Annotated in this window: 22 protein-coding genes and 4 pseudogenes; 12 read left to right on the top strand and 14 right to left on the bottom strand. The window is 71.7% G+C overall.

Features of this window, described 5'->3' with window-relative positions; translation table 11 throughout:
* Nucleotides 1-95: 95 nt before the first annotated feature.
* Entirely contained in the window at nucleotides 96-599 is a 504-nt protein-coding gene (locus tag ACWCPI_RS24590; protein ID WP_451040141.1) for a hypothetical protein, read from the bottom strand.
* Between the two features lie 93 nt (nucleotides 600-692).
* The gene (locus ACWCPI_RS24585) at nucleotides 693-1526 is read right to left on the bottom strand and encodes a DUF2249 domain-containing protein (RefSeq protein ID WP_451040140.1); all 834 of its coding nucleotides are present in this window, start codon (nucleotides 1524-1526) and stop codon (nucleotides 693-695) included.
* 404 nt (nucleotides 1527-1930) lie between these two features.
* On the opposite strand from ACWCPI_RS24585, the gene ACWCPI_RS24580 reads away from it, so the two are divergent.
* From ACWCPI_RS24580 to ACWCPI_RS24560, 5 genes are read left to right on the top strand one after another with little or no spacing between them, the layout of a single operon-like run.
* Nucleotides 1931-5629 carry a nitrate reductase subunit alpha gene (locus tag ACWCPI_RS24580; RefSeq protein WP_451040139.1) on the top strand — a complete coding sequence of 1233 codons (3699 nt, stop codon included), beginning with the start codon at nucleotides 1931-1933 and terminating at the stop codon, nucleotides 5627-5629.
* Nucleotide 5630: 1 nt separating this feature from the next.
* The gene (gene narH, locus ACWCPI_RS24575) at nucleotides 5631-7199 is read left to right on the top strand and encodes a nitrate reductase subunit beta (RefSeq protein ID WP_451040138.1); all 1569 of its coding nucleotides are present in this window, start codon (nucleotides 5631-5633) and stop codon (nucleotides 7197-7199) included.
* Nucleotides 7196-7987 carry a nitrate reductase molybdenum cofactor assembly chaperone gene (gene narJ, locus ACWCPI_RS24570; RefSeq protein WP_451040137.1) on the top strand — a complete coding sequence of 264 codons (792 nt, stop codon included), beginning with the start codon at nucleotides 7196-7198 and terminating at the stop codon, nucleotides 7985-7987. Before narH ends, narJ begins: the two co-directional genes overlap by 4 nt.
* Entirely contained in the window at nucleotides 7984-8757 is a 774-nt protein-coding gene (narI, locus tag ACWCPI_RS24565; RefSeq protein ID WP_451040136.1) for a respiratory nitrate reductase subunit gamma, read from the top strand. The genes narJ and narI overlap by 4 nt, the downstream gene beginning before the upstream one ends.
* 5 nt (nucleotides 8758-8762) lie before the next feature.
* Nucleotides 8763-9398, top strand: a complete 636-nt coding sequence (locus tag ACWCPI_RS24560; RefSeq protein ID WP_451040135.1) for a vitamin K epoxide reductase family protein — start codon at nucleotides 8763-8765, stop codon at nucleotides 9396-9398.
* Here the strand turns inward: ACWCPI_RS24560 and ACWCPI_RS24555 are convergent.
* From ACWCPI_RS24555 to ACWCPI_RS24545, 3 genes are all read right to left on the bottom strand, one after another.
* Nucleotides 9377-9958 carry a NifU family protein gene (locus ACWCPI_RS24555; RefSeq protein WP_451040269.1) on the bottom strand — a complete coding sequence of 194 codons (582 nt, stop codon included), beginning with the start codon at nucleotides 9956-9958 and terminating at the stop codon, nucleotides 9377-9379. The two genes, ACWCPI_RS24560 and ACWCPI_RS24555, sit on opposite strands and share 22 nt — an antisense overlap.
* A gap of 76 nt (nucleotides 9959-10034) precedes the next feature.
* On the bottom strand, nucleotides 10035-11063 hold the full coding sequence (gene gap / locus ACWCPI_RS24550) for a type I glyceraldehyde-3-phosphate dehydrogenase (RefSeq protein WP_451040134.1): 1029 nt from the start codon (nucleotides 11061-11063) through the stop codon (nucleotides 10035-10037).
* A gap of 128 nt (nucleotides 11064-11191) precedes the next feature.
* On the bottom strand, nucleotides 11192-11884 hold the full coding sequence (locus ACWCPI_RS24545; RefSeq protein ID WP_451040133.1) for a response regulator: 693 nt from the start codon (nucleotides 11882-11884) through the stop codon (nucleotides 11192-11194).
* A 557-nt stretch (nucleotides 11885-12441) separates the two neighbouring features.
* Between ACWCPI_RS24545 and adhP the strand changes: the two genes are divergently transcribed.
* The 3 genes from adhP to ACWCPI_RS24530 all read left to right on the top strand — a co-directional run bounded on the left by adhP (nucleotide 12442) and on the right by ACWCPI_RS24530 (nucleotide 17115).
* Nucleotides 12442-13452, top strand: coding sequence for an alcohol dehydrogenase AdhP (gene adhP / locus ACWCPI_RS24540; RefSeq protein WP_451040132.1), 1011 nt, complete (start codon nucleotides 12442-12444; stop codon nucleotides 13450-13452).
* A 104-nt stretch (nucleotides 13453-13556) separates the two neighbouring features.
* Nucleotides 13557-16241: a pyruvate, phosphate dikinase gene (gene ppdK / locus ACWCPI_RS24535; RefSeq protein WP_451040131.1), complete on the top strand. Its 2685-nt coding sequence runs from the start codon at nucleotides 13557-13559 to the stop codon at nucleotides 16239-16241.
* Nucleotides 16242-16452: 211 nt separating this feature from the next.
* Nucleotides 16453-17115: a DUF4389 domain-containing protein gene (locus tag ACWCPI_RS24530; protein ID WP_451040130.1), complete on the top strand. Its 663-nt coding sequence runs from the start codon at nucleotides 16453-16455 to the stop codon at nucleotides 17113-17115.
* Nucleotides 17116-17450: 335 nt separating this feature from the next.
* Here ACWCPI_RS24530 and ACWCPI_RS24525 read toward each other — a convergent pair whose 3' ends face one another.
* From ACWCPI_RS24525 to ACWCPI_RS24510, 4 genes and pseudogenes are all read right to left on the bottom strand, one after another.
* Nucleotides 17451-18074, bottom strand: coding sequence for a hypothetical protein (locus tag ACWCPI_RS24525; RefSeq protein ID WP_451040129.1), 624 nt, complete (start codon nucleotides 18072-18074; stop codon nucleotides 17451-17453).
* Nucleotides 18075-18223: 149 nt separating this feature from the next.
* Nucleotides 18224-18331: pseudogene (locus ACWCPI_RS24520) on the bottom strand (phosphoketolase family protein); the annotation flags it as partial.
* 141 nt (nucleotides 18332-18472) lie between these two features.
* A pseudogene (locus tag ACWCPI_RS24515) lies at nucleotides 18473-18870 on the bottom strand (universal stress protein); the annotation flags it as partial.
* A gap of 24 nt (nucleotides 18871-18894) precedes the next feature.
* Nucleotides 18895-19335 (bottom strand): pyridoxamine 5'-phosphate oxidase family protein, encoded by a 441-nt coding sequence (locus ACWCPI_RS24510; RefSeq protein ID WP_451040268.1) that lies wholly within the window; start codon nucleotides 19333-19335, stop codon nucleotides 18895-18897.
* A gap of 182 nt (nucleotides 19336-19517) precedes the next feature.
* Here ACWCPI_RS24510 and ACWCPI_RS24505 point away from each other — a divergent pair, with 182 nt between their 5' ends.
* Nucleotides 19518-19649, top strand: a complete 132-nt coding sequence (locus ACWCPI_RS24505; RefSeq protein ID WP_451040128.1) for a hypothetical protein — start codon at nucleotides 19518-19520, stop codon at nucleotides 19647-19649.
* A gap of 15 nt (nucleotides 19650-19664) precedes the next feature.
* On the opposite strand, the gene ACWCPI_RS24500 is transcribed toward ACWCPI_RS24505, so the two are convergent.
* Both ACWCPI_RS24500 and ACWCPI_RS24495 read right to left on the bottom strand, forming a co-directional pair.
* Entirely contained in the window at nucleotides 19665-20663 is a 999-nt protein-coding gene (locus tag ACWCPI_RS24500; protein WP_451040127.1) for an Acg family FMN-binding oxidoreductase, read from the bottom strand.
* Nucleotides 20664-20983: 320 nt separating this feature from the next.
* Nucleotides 20984-21907: a carbamate kinase gene (locus ACWCPI_RS24495; protein ID WP_451040126.1), complete on the bottom strand. Its 924-nt coding sequence runs from the start codon at nucleotides 21905-21907 to the stop codon at nucleotides 20984-20986.
* Between the two features lie 488 nt (nucleotides 21908-22395).
* Here ACWCPI_RS24495 and ACWCPI_RS24490 point away from each other — a divergent pair, with 488 nt between their 5' ends.
* Together ACWCPI_RS24490 and ACWCPI_RS24485 are read left to right on the top strand one after the other, a co-directional pair.
* On the top strand, nucleotides 22396-22860 hold the full coding sequence (locus ACWCPI_RS24490) for a Crp/Fnr family transcriptional regulator (protein WP_451040125.1): 465 nt from the start codon (nucleotides 22396-22398) through the stop codon (nucleotides 22858-22860).
* Between the two features lie 41 nt (nucleotides 22861-22901).
* Nucleotides 22902-23606 carry a CBS domain-containing protein gene (locus tag ACWCPI_RS24485; RefSeq protein ID WP_451040267.1) on the top strand — a complete coding sequence of 235 codons (705 nt, stop codon included), beginning with the start codon at nucleotides 22902-22904 and terminating at the stop codon, nucleotides 23604-23606.
* A 123-nt stretch (nucleotides 23607-23729) separates the two neighbouring features.
* Here the strand turns inward: ACWCPI_RS24485 and ACWCPI_RS24480 are convergent.
* Nucleotides 23730-23925: pseudogene (locus ACWCPI_RS24480) on the bottom strand (hypothetical protein); the annotation flags it as partial.
* On the opposite strand from ACWCPI_RS24480, the pseudogene ACWCPI_RS24475 reads away from it, so the two are divergent.
* Nucleotides 23924-24257, top strand: a pseudogene (locus tag ACWCPI_RS24475) (polyphosphate kinase 2); the annotation flags it as partial. The pseudogenes ACWCPI_RS24480 and ACWCPI_RS24475 overlap by 2 nt on opposite strands.
* Before the next feature lie 8 nt (nucleotides 24258-24265).
* Here the strand turns inward: ACWCPI_RS24475 and ACWCPI_RS24470 are convergent.
* Together ACWCPI_RS24470 and ACWCPI_RS24465 are read right to left on the bottom strand one after the other, a co-directional pair.
* Nucleotides 24266-25171 carry a universal stress protein gene (locus tag ACWCPI_RS24470; RefSeq protein ID WP_451040124.1) on the bottom strand — a complete coding sequence of 302 codons (906 nt, stop codon included), beginning with the start codon at nucleotides 25169-25171 and terminating at the stop codon, nucleotides 24266-24268.
* Between the two features lie 27 nt (nucleotides 25172-25198).
* Nucleotides 25199-26104: a universal stress protein gene (locus tag ACWCPI_RS24465; protein ID WP_451040123.1), complete on the bottom strand. Its 906-nt coding sequence runs from the start codon at nucleotides 26102-26104 to the stop codon at nucleotides 25199-25201.
* Nucleotides 26105-26119: the final 15 nt, after the last annotated feature.

Genomic DNA, 26119 nt, shown 5'->3' with positions numbered 1-26119 from the left:
CGCGGCGGCCGATGGTCTTCGACTGCAGGGCCGACGGTCCCTCGTCACGGGAGCCGCGCACGACCCGAACGGTCAGTCGCCGTACTGGGACGGGGTCAGGAGTGGTTCGAGGAGCAGGGGGTCAGGGCGTCCGCAGTGGCCACCATCGCGGCTCCCACACCGGTCAGTGCGGCTCCCAGGCCCGTGACCAGGGTCGTCAGATGCCATGCCTGGTAGGCGGACATCAGCGAGGCGCGCAGGGACTGCCCCATGAACGCGGTCTGGCGCAGCTTGGCGAGCTTCTCGTCGTCGCCTCCGGCAGCGTGCAGCTGCGCGGTGATCTCGGCGTAGGTGCGGCCACCGGTGGCATGGGCGAGGTTGCCCTTGATGAACTCGGCGTAGGCGTGCGCCTCGGGGCCGGTTTCCACCCGGCGGCCGGTGTAGACGGCGAGTTCGGCGGGCAGCCCGCGCTCGGGGAAAGTGATCTTCTGGGCGGCCAGCTCCGTGCGGATCTCCTTCCTCCCGCTGCGCCCGCGCCACAGCATGACCGGTCCGGCGACGATCAGGGCCATACCGACCGTCCCGAGCAGGGTGCCGGCCCGGCGATGCGATCCGTCCATGACGTGTTGTCCTTCTTTCCTTGCTTGCGGGTGCGGCCCGCGGACATCGGCTTGAGCCAGGTGCACGCGCCGCGCGGGGTGATGGGCGCCGGGTCAGCGGTGGCTGAGCCGCAGCCGCCAGGTTTCGGGGCCGCGTTGCAGGTACTCCACGGCGAAGACTCCCGGGCTGCGCTGCTCGATCTGCGCGAGCAGCGGCAGCGGGTCGTGATGGGCGATCAGCACCATGGCGGTCCCCGCCGGGACGGCGTCGAGCGCGCCGAAGACCGTGGCGTGACGGATGGCATGCGGCACGTCCCTGACGTCCAGTTCGGGTTCGTTCGTCTCCTCGGCACCACCGCAGCCGCACGCACCGCCGCAGCCGCCGGTCTCCTCGATCTGCGCTTCGTACACGTCGTGCCCTTCCTCGTTGTGCCGACCTTCTGGGGGGTTCTTGTCGGACGAGTCGTCCGCGAGCCGGTGGTGCATGTCCGCCAGCAGGTCCGCCAGGGAGATCTCGGGCGTCATGGCGAGCAGCGGCAGGACGAGGCCGTTCTCCTTGGCCAGGTGCTCCTCGAAGAGCACCTGCAGGGCCCTGGCGTCAGCCGCGGCAGCCGCCGGGCTCGGTGCGGCGCGCAGGGCGTCGACGAGCGTGGTGAGGCAGCGGTGTTCACCGATCAGGCTCTCGATCAGCAGCCGGGCCTCGGGCATGTGGTGGGCGGCGGGGTAGAGCGCGCCTTCCTCGGCTGCGGCGTGCGGCAGGAGCGAGCGGTCGCAGAAGGCGACGAGACGGGTGTAAATCTTCTCGGCGGCGGTCGGGTCCCGGTCCACGGCGGTGAGCAGCATCTTCACTCGTCCGGCGAGCTCCCCGGCCAGTCGTGCGTGATGCGCCTCGGCGCTTTCCAGGGCCGTGGCGTCTCGGGGGTGCGAGGCGAGGGTGAGCACGCTCATGAGGTCTCTCCAGCGGGTCGGGCCGGCTCGGCCGGCCGATGTGGGCGGTGGATGGCATGTCCGGCTACCGACTCCGGAGGGGACGCCGCGTCCGGCCGCGCAGGGGCGGCCGGACGCACGACCGAGCCGGGCGCCACGCGCCGTACGCGCTGTGCCCGCGGCGGCCGGGACGGGGGATGGGCCGCCTGTGACAGGCACGAGATGCGGTCGTACGGACAGACGGGCATCTGCGGTTCGATCACAGCCAGCATGCAACGCCCGGCACACCTGCCTCCCCGGCCGACCGGACCCGGCACCGGGACCATTGGTCCCTATTGCCACCGGCAACATGGGGCCGGTAGGCCATCCGCCAGGGACCGCCAGCCCCGGGTGCCGGATGCCGTGCGCCGCTTAGCGTCCTGGCCATGGAGAACGATCAGAACGCACGGCAGCGGGAGTCGCGCGCCGCTGAAGGCTGGCCGCTGGCGGCCCGTCGGCTGCTCACACGCAGCGAGGTGTCGGCCGACGGACGCGCCGTGTTCGGCACGGGCGACCCGAAGTGGGAGGGCTTCTACCGGGACCGGTGGGCCCACGACAAGGTGGTGCGCTCCACGCACGGTGTGAACTGCACGGGCTCCTGCTCCTGGATGGTGTACGTCAAGGACGGCATCATCACCTGGGAGCACCAGGCCACCGACTACCCGTCGATCGGCACGGACTGTCCCGAGTACGAGCCGCGCGGCTGCCCGCGCGGGGCGTCGTTCTCCTGGTACACCTACTCCCCCAGCCGGGTCCGCTACCCGTACGTGCGCGGCGCATTGCTGAAGCTGTGGCGCGAGGCCCGCAAGCGGCTGGGCGACCCGGTGGCGGCCTGGGCCGAGATCACCGGCGACCCGGCCAAGGCGCGCGCCTACAAGCGGGCGCGCGGCAAGGGCGGCCTGGTGCGCGCTGATTGGGACGAGGTCGGCGAGCTGATCGCCGCCGCGCAGGTGCACACCGTCAAGGCGTACGGCCCCGACCGTGTCGCGGGCTTCTCGCCCATCCCGGCGATGTCGATGGCGTCGTTCGCGGCCGGTGCGCGGTTCCACTCGCTGATCGGCGGCACGCTGCTGTCGTTCTACGACTGGTACGCGGACCTTCCGATCGCCTCGCCGCAGGTCTTCGGCGACCAGACGGACGTACCGGAGGCGGCGGACTGGTGGAACGCGGGCTATCTGATCATGTGGGGTTCCAACATCCCCGTCACCCGCACACCCGACGCGCACTTCCTCACCGAGACGCGTTACAACGGCACCAAGGTCGTGGCGGTCAGCCCGGACTACGCCGACAACGTCAAGCACGCCGACGAGTGGCTGGCCCCGCACCCCGGTACGGACGGGGCGCTGGCGATGGCCATGGGCCACGTGATCCTGCGCGAGTTCCTCGTCGACCGCGAAGTGCCCTACTTCCAGGACTACCTGCGCAAGTTCACCGACGCACCGTTCCTGGTGACCCTGCGCGAGCACGACCACGGACTGGTCCCCGACAGGTTCCTGACCGCCGCCGACCTCGGGCACGACACGGAGCACTCCGAGTCCAAGACAGTCCTCCTGGACGGGGCCACGGGCGAACCGGTGGTCCCGGGCGGCTCGCTCGGCTTCCGGTGGGGGGAAGCCGGGCGAGGCCGCTGGAACCTCGAACTGGACGGTGTCGTGCCCGAGTTGAGCCTGCTGGAGCGGGCCGAGGACACCGCCGAGATCGCGCTGCCCCGGTTCGACGAGGGCAGCACGGAGGGCGGCTCCGTCGTGGTGCGCGGCGTGCCGGTGCGCCGGATCGGCGGGCGTCTGGTCACCACGGTCTTCGACCTGATGCTCGCCCAGTACGGGGTGCGGCGTCCCGGTCTTCCGGGCAGCTGGCCGACGTCGTACGAGGACGCGTCGCAGCCCTACACTCCGGCCTGGCAGGAGACGATCACCTCGGTCCCGGCCGAGCAGGCGGCGCGGATCGCCCGGGAGTTCGCCCGCAACGCCGAGCGCACGAACGGCCGGTCGATGATCGCCTTGGGCGCCGGTACCAACCACTGGTTCCATTCCGACACCATCTACCGCGCCTTCCTTGCGCTGACCACCATGACCGGCTGCCAGGGCGTCAACGGCGGCGGCTGGGCGCACTACGTGGGCCAGGAGAAGGTCCGCCCGGTCACCGGACAGCAGCACCTGTCGTTCGCCTTCGACTGGCAGCGGCCGACCCGGCACATGGCGGGTACCTCGTACTGGTACCTGAACTCCGATCAGTGGCGCTACGAGGCGTTCGGGCCCGAGGAGCTGGCATCCCCGCTCGGTGAGGGGCGCTTCAAGGGCAAGGGGTTCGCGGACTGCCTGGCGCAGGCCGTGCGGCTGGGCTGGACGCCCGGTCACCCCGGTTTCAACCGCAATCCGCTCGACCTGACGGACGAGGCCGCGGCGGCGGGCCGTCCGGTCGCCGAGCACATCGTCGACGAGCTGAAGTCCGGGCGGCTGCGGTTCGCCGCCGAGGACCCGGACGACCCGGCCAACTTCCCCCGTGTGCTGACCGTCTGGCGGGCGAACCTGCTCGGTTCCTCCGGCAAGGGCAACGAGTACTTCCTGCGCCACCTGCTGGGCACGGACGCGGCGGTCCGCTCCGAGGAGACCCCGCCCGAGCACCGGCCGAAGGACGTGGTGTGGCGGGAGGAGCCCCCCGAGGGCAAGCTCGACCTGCTGGTCACGATGGACTTCCGGATGACCTCCACCGGTCTGCTCTCCGACGTCGTCCTGCCGGCGGCGACCTGGTACGAGAAGGACGACCTGTCCTCGACGGACATGCACCCCTTCGTCCATGCCTTCACCCCCGCCATCGCCCCGCCCTGGCAGGCCCGCACCGACTACGACACCTTCCTGACCATCGCCGACCGGTTCAGCGAACTGGCCGCCGAGCACCTCGGCACCCGGACCGACGTGCTCGCCGTGCCGCTGCTGCACGACACACCCGACGAACTCGCCCAGCCCGGCGGGGCCGTACGGGACTGGAAGGCCGGCGAGTGCGAACCGGTCCCCGGGAAGACCATGCCGAAGCTGGTTGTCATCGAACGCGACTACGCCGCGATCGCGCAGAAGATGCGCGCCGTCGGTCCGCTGCTCGACACCCTGGGCACCACCACCAAGGGCGTCACCGTCCACCCGAACCAGGAGATCGACGACCTCCGGCACCGCAACGGCACCGTCCGGGACGGCGTCGCCGCCGGGCGGCCCTCGCTCGCCACCGCGAGCGACATGTGCGAGGCGATCCTCGCGCTGTCCGGCACCACCAACGGCCGCCTGGCCACCGAGGGCTTCCGCGAGCTTCAGCGGCTGACCGGCAGCGAGGGCCTGGTGGAACTGGCCTCCGAGCGCGAGGCGGAGCGGATCACGTTCGCCGACACCCGTACCCAGCCCCGCTCGGTGATGACGTCGTACGAGTGGTCGGGCTCGGAGACGGGCGGGCGCCGCTACTCGCCGTTCGTCATCAATACCGAGCACAAGAAGCCCTGGCACACCCTCACCGGCCGCCAGCACTTCTTCGTCCAGCACGACTGGATCGCCGAACTCGGCGAGCAACTCCCCGTGTACCGGCCCCCGTTGAACGCGCCCAAGCACTACGGCGACGAGCACCTGCGGGAGGACGGCCGGGCGGAGGTCACCGTCCGCTATCTGACCCCGCACTCCAAGTGGTCCATCCACTCGAACTACCAGGACAACAAGTACATGCTCGATCTGTCGCGCGGCGGACCCACGATCTGGATGTCCTTGGATGACGCCGAGAAGATCGGCGTGAAGGACAACGAGTGGATCGAGGCGTACAACCGCAACGGGGTCGTAGCGGCGCGTGCGGTGGTCACGCACCGGATGCCCGAGGGCACGGTGTACATGTACCACGCCCAGGACCGCAATGTGAACGTGCCGAAGACCGAGGTCAGCGGCAGGCGCGGCGGCATCCACAACTCGCTGACCAGGCTGCTGCTCAAGCCCACCCATCTCGCGGGCGGCTACGCCCAGTTCACGTACGCCTTCAACTACTACGGTCCGACCGGCAACCAGCGTGACGAGGTCACCGTCATCCGCCGCCGTTCGCAGGATGTGGAGTACTGACATGCCCCGTGACGGAGTCACCATCGGACGGGTGATGGCACAGATCGCGATGGTGATGAACCTCGACAAGTGCATCGGCTGCCACACCTGCTCGGTCACCTGCAAGCAGACGTGGACCAACCGCACCGGCGTCGAGTACGCCTGGTTCAACAACGTCGAGACCAAACCCGGTGTCGGCTATCCCCGCCGCTACGAGGACCAGCAGCAGTGGAAGGGCGGCTGGATGCTCGACAAGCGCGGACGTCTCGTCCTGCGCTCCGGCGGACGGATCAAGCGCCTGCTGTCCCTCTTCTCCAACCCCGACCTGCCGTCCATCGAGGACTACTACGAGCCGGTCACCTACGACTACGACAACCTCGTCAACGCCCCCGCCCAGAAGGACATCCCCGTCGCCCGGCCGCGCTCGGTCCTCACCGGCAGACCCACCGCCATCACCTGGGGTGCCAACTGGGAGGACGGTCTGGGCGGTGCGCCCGAGCACGCCGGCGGCGACCCGAACCTCAGCGGTGAGTGGGCGCAGAAGGTGAAGTTCGAGTTCGAGCAGACCTTCCTCTTCCACCTGCCCCGCCTGTGCGAACACTGCCTCAACCCCGCCTGTGTGTCGGCCTGCCCGTCCGGCGCGATGTACAAGCGGGTCGAGGACGGCATCGTTCTCGTCGACCAGGACCGCTGCCGGGGCTGGCGGATGTGCGTGACCGCGTGCCCGTACAAGAAGGTCTACGTCAACCACGCCACCGGCAAGGCCGAGAAGTGCACCTTCTGCTTCCCGCGCATCGAGGCCGGCCAGCCCACCGTGTGCTCCGAGACCTGCGTCGGCCGGCTGCGCTACCTCGGGCTGCTGCTGTACGACGCCGACCGCGTCGGAGAGGCCGCCGCGACCCCGGACGAGAAGGATCTCCTCGACGCCCAGCGCGGTGTCTTCCTCGACCCCCGCGACCCCGAAGTGATCGCGGCCGCGCGGGAGTCGGGGATCCCGGAGGACTGGCTGGACGCGGCTCGCCGCTCCCCGGTGTACGACCTGGTCATGCGCTACAAGGTGGCGCTGCCGCTGCACCCGGAGTACCGGACCATGCCCATGGTCTGGTACGTGCCCCCGCTGTCCCCCGTCCTCGACGCCGTCGACGCGGCGGGCGGCGACCAGGACGACCCCGACCACGTCTTCGCCGCCGTCACCCGGCTGCGCATCCCGCTGGAGTACCTGGCGGAACTGTTCACCGCCAAAGACACCGACGTGGTGGCCGGCGTGCTGATGAAGCTCACCGCGCTGCGCTCGTACATGCGGGAGCGCACCCTCGGCGAGGACGGCGACGAGGCCCTGCTCAAGGCCGTCGGCCTCACCACACGCGAGGCGGAGGACCTGCACCGGCTGCTCGCCGTCGCCAAGTACCAGGACCGCTACGTCGTCCCGGCCGCGCACAAGGAGGACGCCGCCGCGCTGACCGCGATGGAGAACCGCTGCCCGGTCGAGTCCTCCGGCGACCCGCAGCCCGCTGACGGCCGCCGCGTGATGCTCGGCATCCCCACTCTGCGCCGCCGTACACCCGAAGCCCCCGCCGGAGGACGTCCGTGAGCCCGCTGCCCGCCACCATCCCCGCCCTCGTCCGCACCCGCGTCCGCGCGGCCGTACGCCGCCCGGCCCGGCTCACCCCTGAGGAGACGGCGGGCCGAGCCCTGATACTGCGGCTCGTGTCGCTGCTCCTGCAGTACCCCGACTCCGAACTGACCGCAGCACGCGCGGAGTTGACGACCGTGGTGGAATCCCTTCCGGCCACGCCCGCGGCGGAACACCTGGCCCGGTTCTCCGACTGGTTCGCCGCACAGGATCCCGAGGCACTGGAGCGCCACTACGTCGAAATGTTCGACCTGCGCCGCAAGAGCAGCCTGTACCTCACCTACTACCTGCACGGCGACACCCGCCGCCGCGGCATGGCCCTGCTCACCCTGAACCAGCGGTACAGGGCCACGGGCTGGGACACCGACGGGGGAGAACTCCCCGACCACCTGCCGGTCGTGCTTGAGTTCGCCGCCCTTGTGGGCCCGGGTGGTGGCGAGGCACCGCTGCGCCAGCACCGACGCGGGCTGGAGCTGATCCACCGGGCGCTGACCGACGCCGACTCCCCCTACCGGCACGTACTGGCCGCGCTGCTCACCCTGCTTCCGCCGCCCACCGAGGCGGACCGCGCGGCGGTGGCCCTGCTCGTCGCCGAAGGCCCGCCGAACGAGGAGGTCGGCCTCGACCCCTACGGCACCTACGGGCACGGTGAGTTCGCGCCTCCGGGCACCTTCGTGCCGCCCGTGCCCGCTCCGCCGACCTGTGTGCCACCCGCTCCGACCAACCGTACGGAAGGCCCCCGATGAACGCCGTACCCACCCCTCTGGCTGCCGCGTCCACGAGCGGCGCCGACCTCCTGTTGTGGGTCGCCGTTCCCTACATCTGTCTCGCCGTGTTCGTGGTCGGGCACGTCTGGCGCTACCGGCAGGACCAGTTCGGCTGGACCTCCCGCACCAGCCAGCTCCTCGAACACCGGTGGCTGCGCTGGGGCAGCCCGCTGTTCCACCTGGGCGCCTTCATGGTGATCGCCGGGCATGTCGTGGGCCTCGCCATCCCCGGCTCATGGACCGAAGCCGTCGGCATCACCGAGCACGCCTACCACACGACGGCCGTCTGGGCGGGTTCCGTGGCGGGCGTCGCCATGGTCGCCGGACTCGGCATGCTGTGCGCCCGCCGGCTGCTGACCCGCCAGATCCGGCTCGGCACCGACCGCAGCGACAAACTCCTCTTCCCCCTGCTCTCCGCCACCGTCCTGCTCGGTATCACCGCCACCGCCGCCCACAACGTCTTCGGCGCCGGCTACGACTACCGCTCCACCGTATCCGTCTGGTTCCGCGGACTGTTCGTCCTCCAGCCCCAGCCCGAGGCCATCGCCGGGGCACCGCTGCTGTTCCGACTGCACGCCCTGAGCGCCTTCCTGCTCTTCGCCGCCTGGCCCTTCACCCGGCTGGTCCATGTGTGGAGCGCCCCCATCGGGTACCTCGCCCGCCCGTACCTGGTCTACCGGCGGCGGGCCGCGACAGCCCCGGCCCCGACGACCACGGGGCGGCCCCGGCCGGCCTCCGGCTCCCGGTGAGCCGCATGAGTCACGAACTCGCGCCGGCGCCGGACACGACGACCGTCCGGCGCCGGCGCGCGGTCGGCGCGAGCCGTCGCACGGGCTGGGTGATGGTCCTCACCGGCCTCGTCGGCTGGCTGGCTTCCTTCCAGCTCACCGTGGACGACTGGCGGCTCCTGCGCGATCCCGCCTACCAGCCGCCGTGCAACATCAGCCCCGTCGTGGGGTGCGGCAGCGTCATGTCGAGTCTGCAGGGCAACCTGTTCGGCTTCCCCAACATGCTGCTCGGACTGGGCGCCTTCGCCGCCGTGGTCGCCCTGGGCGTCGCCGTGCTCTCGGGTGCGCGGCTGCACCGCCGGCTGTGGCTGGCGCTGGACGCCGGGGCGCTGACGGCGGCGGCATTCGTCCACTGGCTGATCGTGCAGTCGCTCTACGAACTCAACAAGCTCTGCCCCTACTGCGCCGTGGTCTGGGTCGCCACCATCGCCCTGTTCTGGTACGTCACCGTGCACTGCCTGGAACGGGGGATCATCCCGGTGCCCCGGGGTGTGCTGGAGGTCGTCCGGGACACGCACGGGCTGCTCCTCGGCGCCTGGTACGGGGTGATCATCCTGCTCGTCCTCACCCGCTTCTGGCCCTACTGGAGTGGCCTCCTGTAACCGACCACAGCATCCCACCATCCGCGTCGGGTATGCCGCGGGGCAGTCAGGCGGCCGGCCCGAAGCGGTGGCCGACGCAGCCCGGCGCGCCGGAGATCTCGCCGCCAGGTGGGCCGGCGAGGCCGACAGCAGCCCCGGAGCTGCATGGCCGCGGACCACGCCCCATGCTCCTGTGCCCCTGACCTCGCGGAGATGATTCGCGAGGTCAGGGGCACAGGAGCATCGGGTGACGCCGGCACGGTCAGACGGACGCCCGACGGGAGTCGTACGGCCGACCGAACAGGCCCACCGGTGAGGCGGCGTTGCGGACACGACCTAGCCCGGGACGGCGTCGCCGCAGATGGCGCTCCAGACGCTGGTCTCAATGTGAACCAGGAGGCGGGGCAGCCGTGGCAGGCACCGCCGGGCCGGACGGTGACGATGCCGGCGCGTACCTCGACGACGCCGATGCCGCCGCCGTGGGACCGGGCGAGCTCGCCCACCTCCCCGGCGAGAACCTCTTGTGCCGCGGCGAAAAGCTCTGCGCCGTCATCGTGGCAGACGGTCCCGGTGCCCGTGATCCGTCCGGCGGGGTCGTCGAGGGCGGCGCGGAGTGCGGTACGAGCCCGGGGCGCTCTCGCTCCACGGCCCGTTCGGTCAGTCGCGAGGGAGCGTCCCGGCGACGTACTCGGTCAGGTCGAGCAGCCGGTTGGTGTAGCCCCACTCGTTGTCGTACCAGCCGAAGACCTTCACCAGGTCGCCGTGCGCCTGGGTCAGCGGGGCGTCCAGGACGCAGGAGGCCGGGTCGCCGACGACGTCGCGGGAGACGATCGGGGCGTCGGACACGCGCAGGATGCCCTTGAGGGGCCCGTCGGCGGCCTCCCGGAAGGCGGCGTTGACCTCGTCGGCGCTCACCGGCCGGTCCAGGACCACGCTCAGGTCGGTGAGGGAGCCGTCCTCGACGGGGACGCGGACGGCGAGTCCGTCGAGGGTGCCGGCCAGCTCCGGCAGGACCAGGCCGACGGCGCGGGCGGCTCCGGTGGACGTGGGGATGATGTTGACGGCGGCGCTGCGGCCGCGCCGCAGGTCCTTGTGCGGGCCGTCGAGGACGACCTGGTCGTTGGTGTAGCCGTGGATGGTGGTCATCAGCCCCTTGACGAGGCCGAAGTGCTCGTCGAGCACCTTCACCATGGGCGCCACGCAGTTGGTCGTGCAGGAGGCGTTGGAGACGACGTGGTCCCGCTGCGGGTCGTAGGTGTCCTCGTTGATGCCCATGACGACGGTGGCGTCGACGCCCTTGCCCGGCACGGACAGCAGCACCTTGCGGGCGCCGCCCTTCAGGTGCAGCCCGGCCTCTTCGCGGGTGCGGAAGCGGCCGGTGGACTCGATGACGATGTCGACGCCGAGGCCGGCCCAGTCCAGGGCGGCCGGGTCGCGCTCGGCGGTCACGGCGATGCGGTGACCGCCGACGGTGATCGAGGTGTCGTCGTGCTCGACGGTGCGGCCGATGCGGCCGTACGTCGAGTCGTACGCCAGCAGGTGCGCCAGCGCGGCCGGCGAGGTGAGGTCGTTGACCGCCACGACCTCCACGGCCGTGCCGGCCTCGGTCTCCGCGCGCTGCAGCACCAAGCGCAGGTAGTTGCGTCCGATGCGGCCGAAGCCGTTGATTCCCACGCGCACGCTCATGTCCGTCGTCCTCCCGATCGATCCGCGTCTGTATGCGCTGCCAGCCTGCTGGCCGGGGATGCGATCGGGCATGGGCCGTACGGGGGCGAGCCGGGGGACGTTCGGCCCCAGGGCTCGCCACGCGAGTGTCAGTGGCCTTCTTGCTTCAGCCGGTCCTGGGCCTGGGTGGCGATGACGGCGGCCTGGACGCGGCGCTCCACACCGAGCTTGGCCAGCAGCCGGGAGATGTGGTTCTTCACCGTCTTCTCGGCGAGGTAGAGCCGCTGACCGATCTGGCGGTTGGTCAGTCCCTCGCCGATGAGGGCCAGGATCTCCCGCTCCCGGTCGGTCAGGCCCGGCAGGGCGTCGGGCTCGGGTTCCGGCTCCTGGCCCTGACGCAGACGGGCCATCAGCTTGGCGGTGGCGCTGGGGTCGAGCAAGGACTGGCCCCTGGCCACCGTGCGCACGGCCGACACCAGGTCCGAGCCCTGGATCTGCTTCAGCACGTACCCGGAGGCGCCCGCCATGATCGAGTCCAGCAGGGCCTCCTCGTCGTCGAACGAGGTCAGCATCAGGCAGGCCAACTCCGGCATGCGCGAACGCAGTTCACGGCACACGCTCACCCCGTCGCCGTCCGGCAGGCGCACATCCAGCACCGCGACCTGCGGGCGCAGGGCGGGCACACGGGTCAGGGCCTGCTCTGCGTTGGCGGCCTCGCCGACCACGGTGATGTCCGGCTCGTCGTCCAGCAGGTCGTGCACCCCGCGCCGTACCACCTCGTGGTCGTCCAGCAGGAAGACCCGGATCGGGTCGTCGGGTCCGGGCTGCTCGCCGTCCGCCATCGGATACTCCTTGTTCTGCGTTCCGCGCCGTCTGAATCCCGCACCGGACTTCGCCCATGGGCGCGGTCCGTCCATCGCAGATCTTGCGCGATCCCAGGACGAAGGGCCAGGGCCGGTCGGCCCCTCTGGCACCGGCGCGCCGTCTGCCCACGGGGTACTCCATCGGACCGGATCGCCTCGCCGGTAGCCACCGCTGCCGAACAGTGACCACGTGCGTGCGTCGGCCAGATCACCGGCCGGGTGGTCGGCAGCGCCGTGCCGTCCCGCGCGTCACAGCACCGCGCGGCTCGACTCGCGGCGGATCGGTCCGGCTGCCCGCGGGTCGCCTGGCGGGCCGGATCGGCACGAGGGCGCGGGCTGCCGGCCGCGCTGCACCAAGCCCCCGAACGCCATGGCTCATCCCACGGCAGTGATCTCCGTCGGACACAGGGGTCGGGTGCCGCGCGCGGTTCAGGGCCGACCGGCCCCCCTCGTGAGGACGTCCAGCACCTGCCGCAGCACCAGGCCGCGGTCGACCCTGGAACCGCACCGCACCGACAGAGTCCGAGGAGCATTCCATGAAGGCAGCAGTCGTCCGGTCCTTCCGTGAACCGCTGGTGATCGAGGAACGGCCGGATCCGGAGCCAGGTCCCGGCCAGGTCCGCATCCGGCTCGAGGCGTCCGGGCTGTGCCACACCGACATCCACGCCGCGCACGGCGACTGGCCGGTCAAGCCGACCCCGCCGTTCGTCCCCGGCCACGAGGGCGTCGGCATCGTCGAGGCGCTCGGCGACGGCGTGACCCACCTGGCCGTCGGCCGGCGCGTCGCGGTGCCGTGGCTGGGCTGGGCGTGCGGGCGGTGCGAGCACTGCCTGTCCGGCTGGGAGACCCTGTGCGAGCGGCAGCAGAACACCGGTTACAGCGTGGACGGCGGGTACGCCGAGAAGATGCTCGCCCCGGCCGACTTCGCCGCCGTGGTCCCCGACGGCATCGACCCGCGCGACGCCGCCCCGCTGACCTGCGCCGGCGTGACCACGTACAAGGCGCTGAAGGTCGCAGGCGTGCGCCCGACCCAGCTCGTGGCGATCTCCGGCATCGGTGGCCTCGGCCACCTGGCCGTGCAGTACGCGAAGATCGCCGGAGCTACGGTCGCCGCGATCGACGTCACCGACGACAAGCTCGACCTCGCCCGGGAGCTCGGCGCCGACATCCTGATCGACGCCCGCAAGGAGGACCCGGCCGAGGTGCTCAAGCGGCACGGCGGCGCCCACGCCGCGATCGCGCTGGCCGTCAACGAGCAGGCGTTCGCCTCCGTCTACGGCGGTCTGCGGCGTGGCGGCAAGCTGGTCATGGTCGCTCTGCCCGCCGGCGGCACCATCCAGGTGCCGATCTTCGACACCGTCCTGAACGGCACCTCGGTCATCGGCTCCATCGTCGGCACCCGCCAGGACCTGGACGAGGTCTTCCAGCTGCACGCCGCCGGACGCACCAAGGTGATCTACGAGACCCGGCCGCTGGAGACCGTCAACGAATCCATCGCGGAAGTCCTGAACGGCCAGATCAAGGCACGCATCGTCTTCGAGATGTGACCCTCCGGCATGGCCGCTGCGCCTGGTGCACCGACCGGGGTGCAGCTCGGCCAGGGGCCGGGCCCGCACCCGCCCCCGCTCATTCAGGAAGGAACAGCACTGTCATGGTCCGTTACGTGTACGCGTTCACCGAGGGCGGCCGTGACATGGCCGACCTGCTCGGCGGCAAGGGTGCCAACCTGGCCGAGATGACCCGGATGGGTCTGCCGGTGCCTCCGGGATTCACGATCACCACCGAAGCCTGCCGTGCCTTTCTCGCCACCGGGCACGAGCCGGACGCACTGGCGCGCGAGGTCTCCGACCGGCTGACCGTCCTGGAGCGGACGGCCGGTCGGCGGATGGGGCAGCGCGACGATCCGCTGCTGCTGTCCGTCCGGTCCGGGGCCCGCTTCTCCATGCCCGGCATGATGGACACGATCCTGGACATCGGTCTCAACGACGAGACCGTTCTCGGACTGGCGAACTCCTCCGGGAACGAACGCTTCGCCTGGGACTCCTACCGCCGCCTTGTGCAGATGTTCGGCAGCACGGTCATGGGCGTCGCCGGCGAGCGGTTCGAGGACGCCATGACCGGGCTGAAGGAGGCGCGGGGCGCCGCCGACGACCTGGGCCTGGACGCGGCCGACCTGGCCGCTCTCGTCGAGGTCTACAAGGACCTGATCCGTCAGGAGACCGGCGAGTACTTCCCGCAGAACCCGGCCGAGCAGTTGCGCCGGGCGATCCTGGCCGTCTTCGAGTCCTGGAACGGCGAGCGCGCCCGGCTCTACCGCCGCCGCGAGCACATCCCCGACGACCTGGGCACCGCCGTCAACGTTCAGATGATGGTCTTCGGCAACCTCGGCACCGACTCCGGCAGCGGCGTCGCCTTCACCCGCGACCCGGCCACCGGCCGCCCGGGCCTGTACGGCGACTACCTGCCCAACGCCCAGGGCGAGGACGTCGTCGCCGGCATCCGCAACACCGTCGCACTGGACGAGCTCCAGCACATCAACCCGCAGGCGTACGTCCAACTGCGCGACCACATGGGGCTGTTGGAGAGCCATTACCGCGACCTGTGCGACATCGAGTTCACCATCGAGCGCGGTCGGCTGTGGATGCTGCAGACGCGGGTGGGCAAGCGCACCGCGGAGGCAGCGTTCGCCATCGCCGCCGAGCTGGTGGACGAGGGACTCATCACCCCGGCCGAGGCTCTGGCCCGGGTCGGCGGAGACGGCCTGGCCCGGCTGATGTTCCCGCGCTTCGACACCGACGCGGTCGGCTCGGCGCTCGCCCACGGCATTCCCGCCTCGCCGGGTGCCGCCGTCGGGGCCGCGGTGTTCGACTCGGCCGAGGCGGTGCGTCGCGCCGCAGCGGGCGAGAAGGTGGTTCTCGTCCGGCAGGAGACCACTCCCGACGACCTGCCCGGCATGGTCGCCGCCCAGGCCGTGCTGACCAGCCGGGGCGGAAAGACCAGCCACGCGGCCGTGGTCGCCCGCGGCATGGGCAAGGTGTGCGTCTGCGGCGCCGAGGAACTCGCCGTGGACACGCAGGCGCGGAAGTTCACGGCCAACGGCGCCACCGTGGAAGAAGGCACCGTCCTCTCGGTCGACGGCTCCGACGGCGCCGTGTACCTCGGCGCCGCGCCGCTGGTCGACTCCTCGGTGATGCGCTACTTCGAGACCGGCGAACGGTCGGCGGGCCTGGTCGACGCCGTGGCCCGGGCCATGGAGCAGGCAGACGGGGCGCGGAAGTTGGGCGTGCGGGCCAACGCCGATACTCCCGAGGACGCCGCCCGCGCCCGCCGGTTCGGCGCTGAGGGCATCGGTCTGTGCCGCACCGAGCACATGTTCCTCGGCGACCGTCGGCAGCTGGTCGAGGCGATGATCCTGGCCCGTACCGACGGCGAGCGCGAACGGGCGCTGGACGCGCTGCTGCCGCTGCAGCGGCAGGACTTCGTCGGCATCCTGGAAGCGATGGACGGGCTGCCGGTCACGATCCGGCTCCTCGACCCGCCTCTGCACGAGTTCCTCCCGGACCGCACCGAACTCGCCGTGCGTCTCGCGGCTGCCGAGGCCCACGGCACCTCACCCAGTGCGCACGACGCCGAACTGCTGGACGCCGTGAACCGCATGCACGAGGCCAACCCGATGCTCGGCCTGCGCGGGGTGCGCCTGGGGCTGGTGGCACCGGGCCTGGTGGCCATGCAGGTGCGGGCGATCGCCGAGGCGGTCGTGGAGCGCAAGCGGGCCGGCGGCGACCCGCGAGCCGAGATCATGGTGCCGCTGATCGACACGGTCGAGGAACTGCGGCTCGTCCGCGAGGAAGTCGAGCAGGTACTGGCCGAGGTCTCCAAGGCATCGGGTGTCCCGGTCGACTGCCCGGTCGGCACCATGATCGAGCTGCCCCGGGCCGCCCTCACCGCGGGCCGCATCTCCGAGGAGGCGGAGTTCTTCTCCTTCGGCACCAACGACCTGACCCAGACCACGTGGGGCTTCTCCCGCGACGACGTGGAGGCGGCGTTCTTCTCCGCCTACCTCGACAAGGGCATCTTCAAGGTCTCCCCGTTCGAGACGATCGACCGCGACGGTGTGGGGCGCCTGGTCGAGATCGCGGTCGCCGAGGGCCGCGCCGCACGGCCCGACCTGAAGATCGGTGTCTGCGGCGAGCACGGCGGAGACCCGGAGTCGGTGCACTTCTTCCACGCTGCCGGGCTCGACTACGTCTCCTGCTCACCGTTCCGCGTCCCGGTCGCACGACTGGAGGCCGGACGCGCCGCCCTGCCTGAGACAGAGGCAAGCGACAGCAGGTGACGGGGCGCCCGGTGCTGGGAAAGGCAGCCTGGCGACCCCCGCGACAAGAGGCAGCCCCGAGCGCTGGGCGAGGCTGACCCGATTAGCAGCACGGGACCCGCGGCCTCCAGGTCGACCCCGATCGGCCCTCCTCCCAGGGCCCGGCCGGTGCCCAGGCTGGTCATGGGCCCGGCTCGACAGCCGACGCCCTGGGCCGAAGGAGTTGATCGCCATGACAACCCTGGCGGGAACACCGGACCGTCCGGTCCGGGTGAGCGCGGTGCTGGATGCGCCACTGTCCCGATGGCTGTGGCTGGTGAAGTGGATCCTGCTCATTCCCCACTACGTGGTGCTGTTCTTCCTCTGGACCGCCTTCACCGTGGTGAGCGTGATCGCGTTCTTCGGCATCGTGTTCACCGAGCGCTATCCGCGCACCCTGTTCGACTTCAACCTCGGGGTGCTGCGCTGGACCTGGCGGGTCGCCTACTACTCGTACGGCGCCCTGGGCACCGACCGGTATCCGCCGTTCAGCCTGGGCGAGGAGCCCGACTACCCGGCGCGGCTGGACATCGCCCATCCCGAACGGCTCTCCCGCGGCCTGGTGCTGGTGAAGTGGTGGCTCCTGGCCGTCCCGCACTACGTCGTCATCGGCTTCTTCCTCGGCGGCTGGCACCTCGGATGGTGGAACGGCGGGCTCGTCGCCGTGCTGGCGGTGATCGCCGCTGTCACCCTGACCTTCACCGAGAAGTACCCCAAGGGCCTGTTCGATCTGATCCTCGGCCTCAACCGGTGGGTGCTGCGCGTCGCCGCCTACGCCGCCCTGATGACGGACACCTACCCGCCCTTCCGGCTCGACATGGGCGGCACCGAGCCGAGCGAACCGGAGGCATCGTGAGTGACGGCTCGTACCGCCGACCACTCCCAGCGCCCGCAGGCCGTGCGTCGACGACCGCCGGGGCGTCGGCCCAGCCGGGCACGAGGACGTAGCGGACCCACACCGGGACGCCGAGCCGGTCCAGGTGGGTGGCGAAGTCGAGACTGTCGACGCTCGTCGCTCGCGATGCCTGGTAGGAGGGCCTGTCGGCTTACCCGGCGCACGCCATCCGTCCCTCGCGGCGGGGCCTTGAGCCCGGTCAGGCTGACCTTCATCTCGCCGAGCGACGGGGACAGGCAACCGGGGCACACCCGCCGACGAGCGGGTGTGCCCCGGGTCCGACGAGCAAGCGGCCCTCAGAGCAGCCAGCGGTTGCGGCTGACGAACGGCAGCCGCGCCCAGACCCTGCCCAGACCCCAGGTGGCGCCGGCGCCCGCGGCCGCGAGGGCTATCAGGACGACGGCGTAGACGAGGTGGTAGTCGGCGAACGGGTTGGTCGACATGCTCGCCGACCCGTCCGACAGGTGCTTGGCCGGCGGCCATTCCGCGATCCACATCAGCGCCATCATGGCGGTGCCGGCGACCGCGGCGAGCCGCAAGCCGATGCCGGCGATCAGGGCGAGGCCGATACCGAGCAGCCCGAGCATGAACAGCCAGTTCGCCCACGCGGCGCCGGCCCAGTCGTGGAAGGTGGACTCCATCGGGCCGACCGCCACGCCGCTGAGGAAGCCCTTGGTGGGCGAGCCGCCGTCGATCCAGCCCTTGCCCGACGGCGTGGCGTAGCCGAAGCCGAAGGTCTTGTCGAGGAACGCCCACAGGAAGACGAAGCCGGTCAGCAGCCGCAGCCCGGCGAACACGTACGCACGGGTCGCCGTCGCGGCGGCGGTCGTCTCGGCGGCGGAGGCGGGAGCCGTCCCCGCCCTGCGCAGGGACGGGAAGCGGAATCCCGGATGCCGATGGGGGTGGTCGTGCACTGCCATGATGCTCATCCCTTTCGAGGGGTGCGACGCGCAGAAGGTGGACGACTCTCGTTGCGCCTTCAATGTCCCGCGTCGTCAGCGCCCGGCAGAGGGGCTGCAGGGCCCGGCATGCGGGCCGAACGGCCCCCTGTCCGGGTCCCGTTGGCACCGTTGCGGACGACCATGTCGAAGGGCGTGGTGGTGGTGCCGATCTCCGTGCAGCCGCGCACGTGCAGGTTCTTGTGACCGGTGCGGCGGTGGGCCAGTCGGTGGATCAGCTCGTCGTCGGAGAGCGGGGTCGGCGTCCGCCGCGTGTCGGCGGACATCACCGGGTCCCTTCCGGATCGGGGTCGGCCGAAGGTGCATGCGGGTCCGTACCTCCCCACCCTCCCCCCGGTCCGCCGGGACCGCTGTGTCCGTCATCCGGTCGTCGGCGCGAGCACGACAGGGCAGTGGGAGTGCTGCAACAGGACGTGCGCGACCGGGCCGACCGGTGGACCGACCCGGCCGCGCGCCGACGCGTGCCGATGACCACGACTCCGGCCTCGCGCGTGCCCGCCAGCAGGGCGTGGGCCGGTCCGGTGCGGACGGTGCGGCTGTCGACCGCGACCTGGGGATACGCCTCCCTCAGCCGGGCGACGCCGAACCGCGGGACGGCTTCTTCCGCCCGGTCGTTGCGGGCCTGGCGTTCCTGGCCGGGGCTCGTCGCGGCCAGCAGCGAGGGCAGTTCGGGTGTGATGTGCCGGTGCCTCGCGGCGTGCACCACCCGCAGCCGGACCCCCCGCCGGGCCGCTTCCTGGAAGGCATGAGCAGCCGCGGCCCGGGGAGGGGAAGGCGACGTTCAAGCGGTGAGGTCCACGCCATACACGGTGCGTCCGCCGATGAGCTCACGCCCGGTGACCAGTTCCGGCTCGATACGGACGAAGACCTCCTGCGGCGCGGGCACCCAGGAGGCCGGGCCGGTGCGGGCCAGGCGTTCGTGCTCGGCGTGATCGGTCACGACCGTGGCCGTGCCTGTGACGACAACGCTCCAGCCGGAGTGCCGGGCCTCGTCGACGTCGTCCGCCTCGAAGGCGACCACCGCGCCGTCGATCGCCTGGACCAGATCCGAGGCCGCGGAGGTGCGCAGCAGGACCGCGCCGTCGTTGTCGAGGCTGAAGTTGACCGGCAGCACGGCGGGCAGGGCCCGGCGCGTGAAGACGATGCGGCCGACGGGCACCTTGGCCATCAGCCGCAGACACTCCTGCCGCCCGAGTTCGCGGAAACCGTCGTCGGGATACATCAGCCAACCTGTCTTTCGCCGGGTGCAGCGGTACTGCGTCTCTTCCATCCTGAGCCGGGTGAGACCGCAGACGAGGGGCCATCGGTCCCGGCTTCCCCGGAGAACGACCTGCGTCACGCCGCTGCACCGGCCCGGGCATCCTGGGCCGGGCACGGACCCGAGCCGAGTCACGGTACGGCCGGTTGCGGCTGGTCACCGACAGCGCCGGCTTCCGGCGGATCCTTCGCGCCGTGGGCCTGGCGGGTGTCTGCGAGCTGCACTCCAGCCTGAACGACGCCCTGGCCGGTACGTCCGCGGTCGTCGCCACGGGCTGATGACCGGATCGGGGCCTACCGGCTCGGCAGCGCCCCGTCGAGCACCGCGCCCGGGGCGCGCCGCGGACTCGCAGCGCCTCCGGGGCCGTATCCGAGGCGGATGAGCATCTGCGCATGCCCGGTCCGACCGGGCGTCGGGCTCAGGGAACGGCGCAGATCCGGCCACTCCAGTGCCTGGTGCAGCAGGGAGGCGCGCAGACCGTGAGCGGTGGCGAGGAGCCACACGTGCTGGAGTGCCTGTCCGGCCCGCAGCCAGTCGGCGCGACGGTCGTGCTCGGTGATCAGCACAGCAAGGACGGGTGCCGCCTCGAAGGGCCGGGCGACCAGCCGCTCGGGGTGCCGCTGCGCGGTGAAGTCCCGCAGGGGAAGCTGCTCACGGGCGTCCTGGGGGCCGAGCACCGCCTGCGGCAGGCCCACATCGGGAGTCGGCTGCAGGTCGTGGTGCACCCAGCGGTTGCTCTCCGCGGCGCGGTCTGTGTCGATGCGGTTGCGGCACTCGGCCTCCGCGGTCAGGCGGAGCAGTCGCGCCGTCTCGACGGGGTCGGGGAACCACAGCCGCGCGCCCTCCACACGGGCGGCTTCACCGAGTTCGCTGCGCTGAGACGGTGCCAGCGGCCGGCCCGAGAACGGCAGACGGCTGCTGCGCCTGCGCCAGATCGCCTCGTACAGGTCGGCGCGGTGCCCTGTGGGGCGGGGAGCGGACCCGGCCAAGCGCACCATGGCGAGCAGGCCGGGGTCCTCCGGGGCGGGCAACAGGCGGCTGACCGGCGACCATCCGCAGTGCGCGATCGCGACCCGGAGGTTCAACAGGCACGCCCCCACCGAGAGGTGCAGGGCGCGACCGGTCGGGTCCGTGTACCGCAGGCCGCGTTCGGGGGCGGCACGCACCTGGAGCGTGGCCGGCTCGGCATCCGGGCAAAAGCGCCAGGGCTGGGTGTTGTGGATCGAGGGTGCGGCGACCGCAGCCGGCACGCAGGTCTCCGGAATCACGTCGTCCAGGGTTGTGCTGTGCATGATGTCCTCCTCACGCGTCGGCGTAGGACAGGGGGTGCTGCCCTACGAGCGTGGGTGCCCGGCCACGGTCCTGTGAGGGGCCGATGGTCCTGCCGCCGGGCCCGGACGGGCCATACCTCACCGAGTGCGCGGCATGCGGGAGCACCCTCGCGGTTCCCGCCTCCGGTCCCCGTCCGGGCATGGGCGCAACGGCCCACCACTGGCGGCGAGTTGGTCCCTGCCGACGCGTGGCCGCAACCAGGCGGAGGTGGCGGACCACGGGCCGAGGCCGCCCGCGCGTGCTGCCTGGTCGGCCCATGCCGAGACTCGTCGGCGGCATATCAGCCGACGATGAAGTCAGGACGCACAAGCGTCCCCGACCTCCCGTGAACGATCTCGTACGCCGCGTCGAGGGCGCCGATGGCCGCCAGCCCTCCGGTACGTTCGACGAACCGGGCGGCTGCCTCCGCCTTGGGGCCCATGGAGCCGTCGGGGTAGCCTCCGCGGCGCAGGTCGTCGGGGGTCGCGTCGAGGACGGGCTGCGCGTCGAGGGTGCCGTAACCGGCGTAGACGCACGGGACGTCGGTGAGGATGAGCAGGAAGTCGGCCTTGAGGTCCTCGGCGAGCAGAGCAGCCGTGAGGTCCTTGTCGACGACCGCCTCGACGCCGGTCAGCGCACCGGTGTCGTTGTCGGCGATGACGGGGACGCCTCCCCCGCCGGCGCACAGGACCAGCGCGCGGCTGCCCAGTAGTTCGTGGATGGTCTCGATCTCCAGGATCCGTTCGGGCGACGGTGAGGGGACCACGCGTCGCCAGCCCCTGCCGTCCTTGGCGATGTGCCAGCCGTGCCTGCGGGCGAGGGACTCGGCGATCTTGTGGGAGTACACCTGGCCGACGAACTTCGTGGGCCGGCCGAAGGCGGGATCGTCGGCCCGTACCAGGGTGTGCGTGACCAGCGCGGCGATCCGGTGCCCCGGCAGGGCGTCGTGCAGGGCGCGGACCAGCAGCGAGCCGATCATCCCCTGTGTCTGGGCGCCGAGCAGGTCCAGCGGACAGGGAGCCCTCAGCGCCGGATCGGCGGCGCTCTCCTCGGCGAGCAGACCGATCTGTGGCCCGTTGCCGTGGGTGACGACGATCTGGTGTTCCAGGGCGAGGGCCGCGATCGCCGTGGTCACCCGGTCGATGTTCGCCTCTTGAACGTCCGCGTCGGGGCGTTCGCCCCGGTGCAACAGTGCGTTGCCGCCGAGGGCGATGACGATGCGCATGGCTTTGGTCCTCCAGGATGGCCACGAATGCGGCGCTGTTGGCGTGCAGCCGGTTCTCCGCCCGGTCGAGGGGCGACGGCTTCCCGGCTCGCCGCTCACTGAGGTACCGGGATCCGATCAGGTCGGCGGGGCGCCTGGGCCGCCTCCACGACGGCCGGTCGATCGTCGGCACGGCGCCGATGCGTCCGCAGTGCCAGTGCGTCGAGTACCACCGAGCACGAAAGTGACCGCCAGGGAGACCGCCTGAAGAACCGCGAACAGCTTCCAGAACTCGGAGGTCGGTGACGTAGCCACTGCGCACACCCCCCTTCCGCCGGGTCGCCCGTCGTCTTCATCGAACATCCGGAACCGTTCCGGCGCAGGGTGCCGAAGGACCCGCAGGCGGTGCCGGTCGGCCCGGCCACGGGGCCGGGTGGCCCATCGCCCGGCACAGGTCACGGGCCCACGCTGAGAGCGGCAGATCCGTACGCCCTGACTGGAGGCACGCCATGAACGCTCCTGCCACGGCCGGCATGCTGCAGGCGCTGCCCGCCGAGCACCGGCAGCGGCTGATGCGCTTTGCCCGGGAGGTGTCGTTCCCCCAGGGCACCCGCCTCTTCGAGGAGGGCGGCCGCGCCGACCGGTTCTGGATCATCCGTACTGGCAGCGTCACCCTCGACATGCGCGTGCCCGGCCGCCGGGACGCCGTCATCGAGACCCTCCGGCACGACGAACTCATCGGTTGCTCCTGGCTGTTCGCCCCGCGCACCTGGCACCTCGGCGCCGAGGCGACCAGCCCGGTACGCGCCTACGAGTTCGACGCCACCGCGATCCGCTCGATGTGCCAGGACGACCCCGCGCTCGGCGCGAGCGTCACCCAGTGGGTGGGCGGCGTTCTCGCCCACCGCCTGCGCTCGACCCGCATCCGGCTGCTGGACCTGTACGCCCCCTACGGCAGCGGCAGCCTTCTGTGAACACACCGACGAGACGAAGCGAGAACGCCCCAGGAGGCATGATGCACGGCAGCCCGCACATCGTCAGCGACGTGATGACGCACACCGTCGCCGCCATCGGCCGCGGCGCCACCTTCAAGGAGATCGTGCGGATGATGCACGACTGGAAGGTCAGCGCCCTGCCCGTCCTGGAGGGCGAGGGCCGCGTCGTCGGCGTCGTGTCCGAGGCGGACCTGCTGCACAAGGAGGAGTTCCGCGACGACGACCCCGACCGGCACACCCAGCTGAAGCGCCTGTCCGACCTCGCCAAAGCCGGCGCGGTGACCGCCGGCGAGCTGATGACCTCCCCGGCCCTCACCGTCCACGCGGACGCGACGCTCGCGCAGGCCGCGCGGACCCTGGCGCGCGCGAAGGTGAAACGGCTCCCCGTAGTCGACGGGCTGGGCATGCTGCAGGGCATCGTCAGCCGCGCCGACCTGCTGAAGGTGTTCCTGCGCGATGACGAGGGCATCGCGGAGGAGGTCCGCCGGGAGGTGGTCTCGTACCTCTTCCCCGCGCCGACGTCCGCCGCACGTGTGGCCGTGCGGGACGGCATCGTGACGCTCAGCGGCCGCATCCGGGACACGTCCCTGGTCCCCGTGGCCGCGCGTCTGATCCGGGCCGTTGAAGGCGTCGTGGACGTGGAGTTCGACGTGTCCGCGCACGGCCGCTCCTGGGAGCCGGCCCCTGCTCCGTCGAGTCACAGCGAGGAGGCCTCGACCTCGTGACGCGTACGAGCCACATCGAATCCGGCTGACCTGCTGCCGCCGGGTCGAATCCGGCTGACCTTCTGCCGCCGGGTCGAATCCGGCTGACCTTCTGCCGCCGGGTCGAATCCGGCTGACCTGCTGCCGCCGGGGAGACGAGCGGGTGGCGGCGGCCGCGGTGTGGAAGGCGGCGGCGCGGCGGCCCGCGTCGGTGCGGCCGTGCGTCGACGGTCAGGACCGGCATGCGGCAGGTGACGCGGCGGGCGGTGCGGGAGAGGGCGCGCGGGCTGCCGAAGGACTCCAGGTGCAGCAGCGCGAGGTCGGTGCGGCCGTCGCTCTCCGAGGAGGAGTACCAGCTCTTCCTGCGCCAGTGCCCGGTCTTCGAGCGGATGCTGGTGGAGGCAGGGGTCCTGCTGCGGGCAGACGTACTCCCGGGCTGAGGACGAGATGATGGTGCACACCGACATCGCCGAGTCACCGTGGCACGTGGTCGAGAGCGACGACGAACGCCGGGCCCGGCTGTGGATGATCGCCCAGTCGGTCGATTCCGTGCCGTGTCACGAGGCGCCGCCGCCGGTGCTTGAGCTGCCGGAACGGCCGCCGTCGACCGGCTGCGAGCGCCCGCCGCGTGATCTGCAGACCTGTGTCCCCGATCACGCGGCGAGCCTCTGAGGCGCCCGTCAGGCGTCGTGCGCCTGGTGCGGTACGACGGCGACCGGGCAGGCCGAGTGGTGCAGCACGGCGTGGGCGACGCGGCCGAGCTGGAGCCCGAAGTGCCCCCCGCGGCGCGTGGCGCCGACGACCAGGAGGTCGGCACGGTGCGAGGCGTCCGCCAGCACCCGGCGGGCGTGGCCCTCGACGGTGCGCCGGTGCACCTCGACGTCCTGCGGGACGTCCTGCAGTGCCGCTTCCAGCTCCTCCGCGGCCGTTTCCTCGTGCAGGCGGGCGGGGTCACCGACGAGCAGAGGATGGTCGGTGGTCTCATGCGCGGGGCGCCGCCAGGCCCGAACGGCCTCCAGAAGCACGCCGCGTCGCCGGGCCTCCGCGACGGCGAAGCGCACCGCCGCCGACTCCTTCGCGTCCTCGCCGACGCCCACGACGACGCGGCCGTGGACGGGCGGCGTCGCCTGGTTGTCGTGGCTGCCGCGCAGCACGATCACCGGGCAGTCGGCATGGGCGGCGACGGCCAGACTGACGGAGCCGAGCAGCATCTCGGCGATGCCGCTGCGGCCGCGGGTGCCCACGACCAGCGCGGAGGCGTTCCGTGCCTCGCGGACCAGGGCGTACTCCGGCTCCTCGAACACCACGTCGGCGCTCACCCGCAGGTCGAGGTGCCGGTCGCGTGCCCGCTGAGCGGCGGCGCCCACGACGTCCTGGGCCAGGGGCGGCGCGGTCGGCTCACCGATGTCGTGGGCGAGGGCGGCACCCTCGTAGCGCTCCCACAGGCAGGCGTACACCACCCGCAGCGGCACCGCGCGCAGCGCGGCCTCGTCGGACGCCCAGTCGACGGCGCGCAGGCTCGGCTCGGAGCCGTCCACGCCCACGACCAGGGGCCCGTAAAGGGCTTGTTCGGCCGGTGCGTTCATGATCTCCACTCCCCTCAGCTGGTGCGTTCAGTCGTGCGCGACGACGGCGACAGGGGCGGTGGCATGGTGCAGTACGGCGTGCGTGACGGGTCCGATGTGGGCGCCGATCCGGCTGCGGCGGATCCGGCGGCCGACGACGACCAGCGATGCCTCGCGGGAGGCGTCGATGACGTGCTCGGCGGGGCTGCCGAGACGGGAGCTCTCGACGACCTCGACGTCCGGGTACTTCTGCCGCCAGGGGCTCAGGACCTTGGCCAGGGCGGCGGCTTCCTGCCGGGCCAGCTCCGCGCCCACCTCGGGGGCGGCAGGCAGGCTGGAGACGTAGTAGGGCGGCAGGATCCAGCTGTGCACGGCCTTCAGCACGGTGCCGCGGCGGGCGGCTTCCTCGAACGCGAAAGCGATCACCGTGTCATCGGGGTGGTCGGTGTCGAGGCCGAGCACCACGGGCCGGTACGCGGTGGCGGCGGAGGTGACGTCCGCGGGTTCCTTCTCGTGCTCGTCGGCGGCCTGCTTGCCGGATCGCACGAGGACGACGGGGGTCTCGGTGCGAGCGATCACGGCCGCGCCCACGGACCCGACGAGGAATCCCCCGATCCCGCTCAGCCCGCGGGAGCCGAGGACCAGCAGCTCGGCGTCCTTCGCCGCCTGGGCCAAGGCCTCCGTCGGGCTGCCGGGGATCTGCTCCATGGTCACGTCCACACCCGGGTGACGCAGGCGAAGTCCCTCAGCCGCCTCACGCGGAATCCGCTCGCTCCAGTGCTGCTGCGTCTCGGCGCCGAGGAGCGGAGCTTGCGCGATGGGCTCCGGGACGGGCTCCCAGACGTGAACGAGCTTCAACGGCAGGCCGCGCAGCTTCGCCTCTCGGGCCGCCCACTCGGCAGCGGTGCGACTCTCGAGCGAGCCGTCGAGGCCCACGGTGACGGTGCGGGACATGTTGTCCACCTCCTG

It is taken from the genome of Streptomyces sp. NPDC001920 (assembly GCF_053594495.1).
The sequence above is the reverse complement of the archived record's forward strand: the minus strand, read 5'-3'. Positions and strand labels throughout refer to the sequence as shown.

Excerpts from the sequence above, each read along its gene's own strand:
- ACWCPI_RS24590 (WP_451040141.1), bottom strand. The coding sequence starts at position 599 with ATGGACGGATCGCATCGCCGGGCCGGCACCCTGCTCGGGACGGTCGGT.
- ACWCPI_RS24585 (WP_451040140.1), bottom strand. The coding sequence starts at position 1,526 with ATGAGCGTGCTCACCCTCGCCTCGCACCCCCGAGACGCCACGGCCCTG.
- ACWCPI_RS24580 (WP_451040139.1), top strand. The coding sequence starts at position 1,931 with ATGGAGAACGATCAGAACGCACGGCAGCGGGAGTCGCGCGCCGCTGAA.
- narH (WP_451040138.1), top strand. The coding sequence starts at position 5,631 with ATGCCCCGTGACGGAGTCACCATCGGACGGGTGATGGCACAGATCGCG.
- narI (WP_451040136.1), top strand. The coding sequence starts at position 7,984 with ATGAACGCCGTACCCACCCCTCTGGCTGCCGCGTCCACGAGCGGCGCC.
- ACWCPI_RS24560 (WP_451040135.1), top strand. The coding sequence starts at position 8,763 with ATGAGTCACGAACTCGCGCCGGCGCCGGACACGACGACCGTCCGGCGC.
- gap (WP_451040134.1), bottom strand. The coding sequence starts at position 11,063 with ATGAGCGTGCGCGTGGGAATCAACGGCTTCGGCCGCATCGGACGCAAC.
- ACWCPI_RS24545 (WP_451040133.1), bottom strand. The coding sequence starts at position 11,884 with ATGGCGGACGGCGAGCAGCCCGGACCCGACGACCCGATCCGGGTCTTC.
- adhP (WP_451040132.1), top strand. The coding sequence starts at position 12,442 with ATGAAGGCAGCAGTCGTCCGGTCCTTCCGTGAACCGCTGGTGATCGAG.
- ppdK (WP_451040131.1), top strand. The coding sequence starts at position 13,557 with ATGGTCCGTTACGTGTACGCGTTCACCGAGGGCGGCCGTGACATGGCC.
- ACWCPI_RS24530 (WP_451040130.1), top strand. The coding sequence starts at position 16,453 with ATGACAACCCTGGCGGGAACACCGGACCGTCCGGTCCGGGTGAGCGCG.
- ACWCPI_RS24525 (WP_451040129.1), bottom strand. The coding sequence starts at position 18,074 with ATGGCAGTGCACGACCACCCCCATCGGCATCCGGGATTCCGCTTCCCG.
- ACWCPI_RS24510 (WP_451040268.1), bottom strand. The coding sequence starts at position 19,335 with ATGTATCCCGACGACGGTTTCCGCGAACTCGGGCGGCAGGAGTGTCTG.
- ACWCPI_RS24500 (WP_451040127.1), bottom strand. The coding sequence starts at position 20,663 with ATGCACAGCACAACCCTGGACGACGTGATTCCGGAGACCTGCGTGCCG.
- ACWCPI_RS24495 (WP_451040126.1), bottom strand. The coding sequence starts at position 21,907 with ATGCGCATCGTCATCGCCCTCGGCGGCAACGCACTGTTGCACCGGGGC.
- ACWCPI_RS24490 (WP_451040125.1), top strand. The coding sequence starts at position 22,396 with ATGAACGCTCCTGCCACGGCCGGCATGCTGCAGGCGCTGCCCGCCGAG.
- ACWCPI_RS24485 (WP_451040267.1), top strand. The coding sequence starts at position 22,902 with ATGCACGGCAGCCCGCACATCGTCAGCGACGTGATGACGCACACCGTC.
- ACWCPI_RS24470 (WP_451040124.1), bottom strand. The coding sequence starts at position 25,171 with ATGAACGCACCGGCCGAACAAGCCCTTTACGGGCCCCTGGTCGTGGGC.
- ACWCPI_RS24465 (WP_451040123.1), bottom strand. The coding sequence starts at position 26,104 with ATGTCCCGCACCGTCACCGTGGGCCTCGACGGCTCGCTCGAGAGTCGC.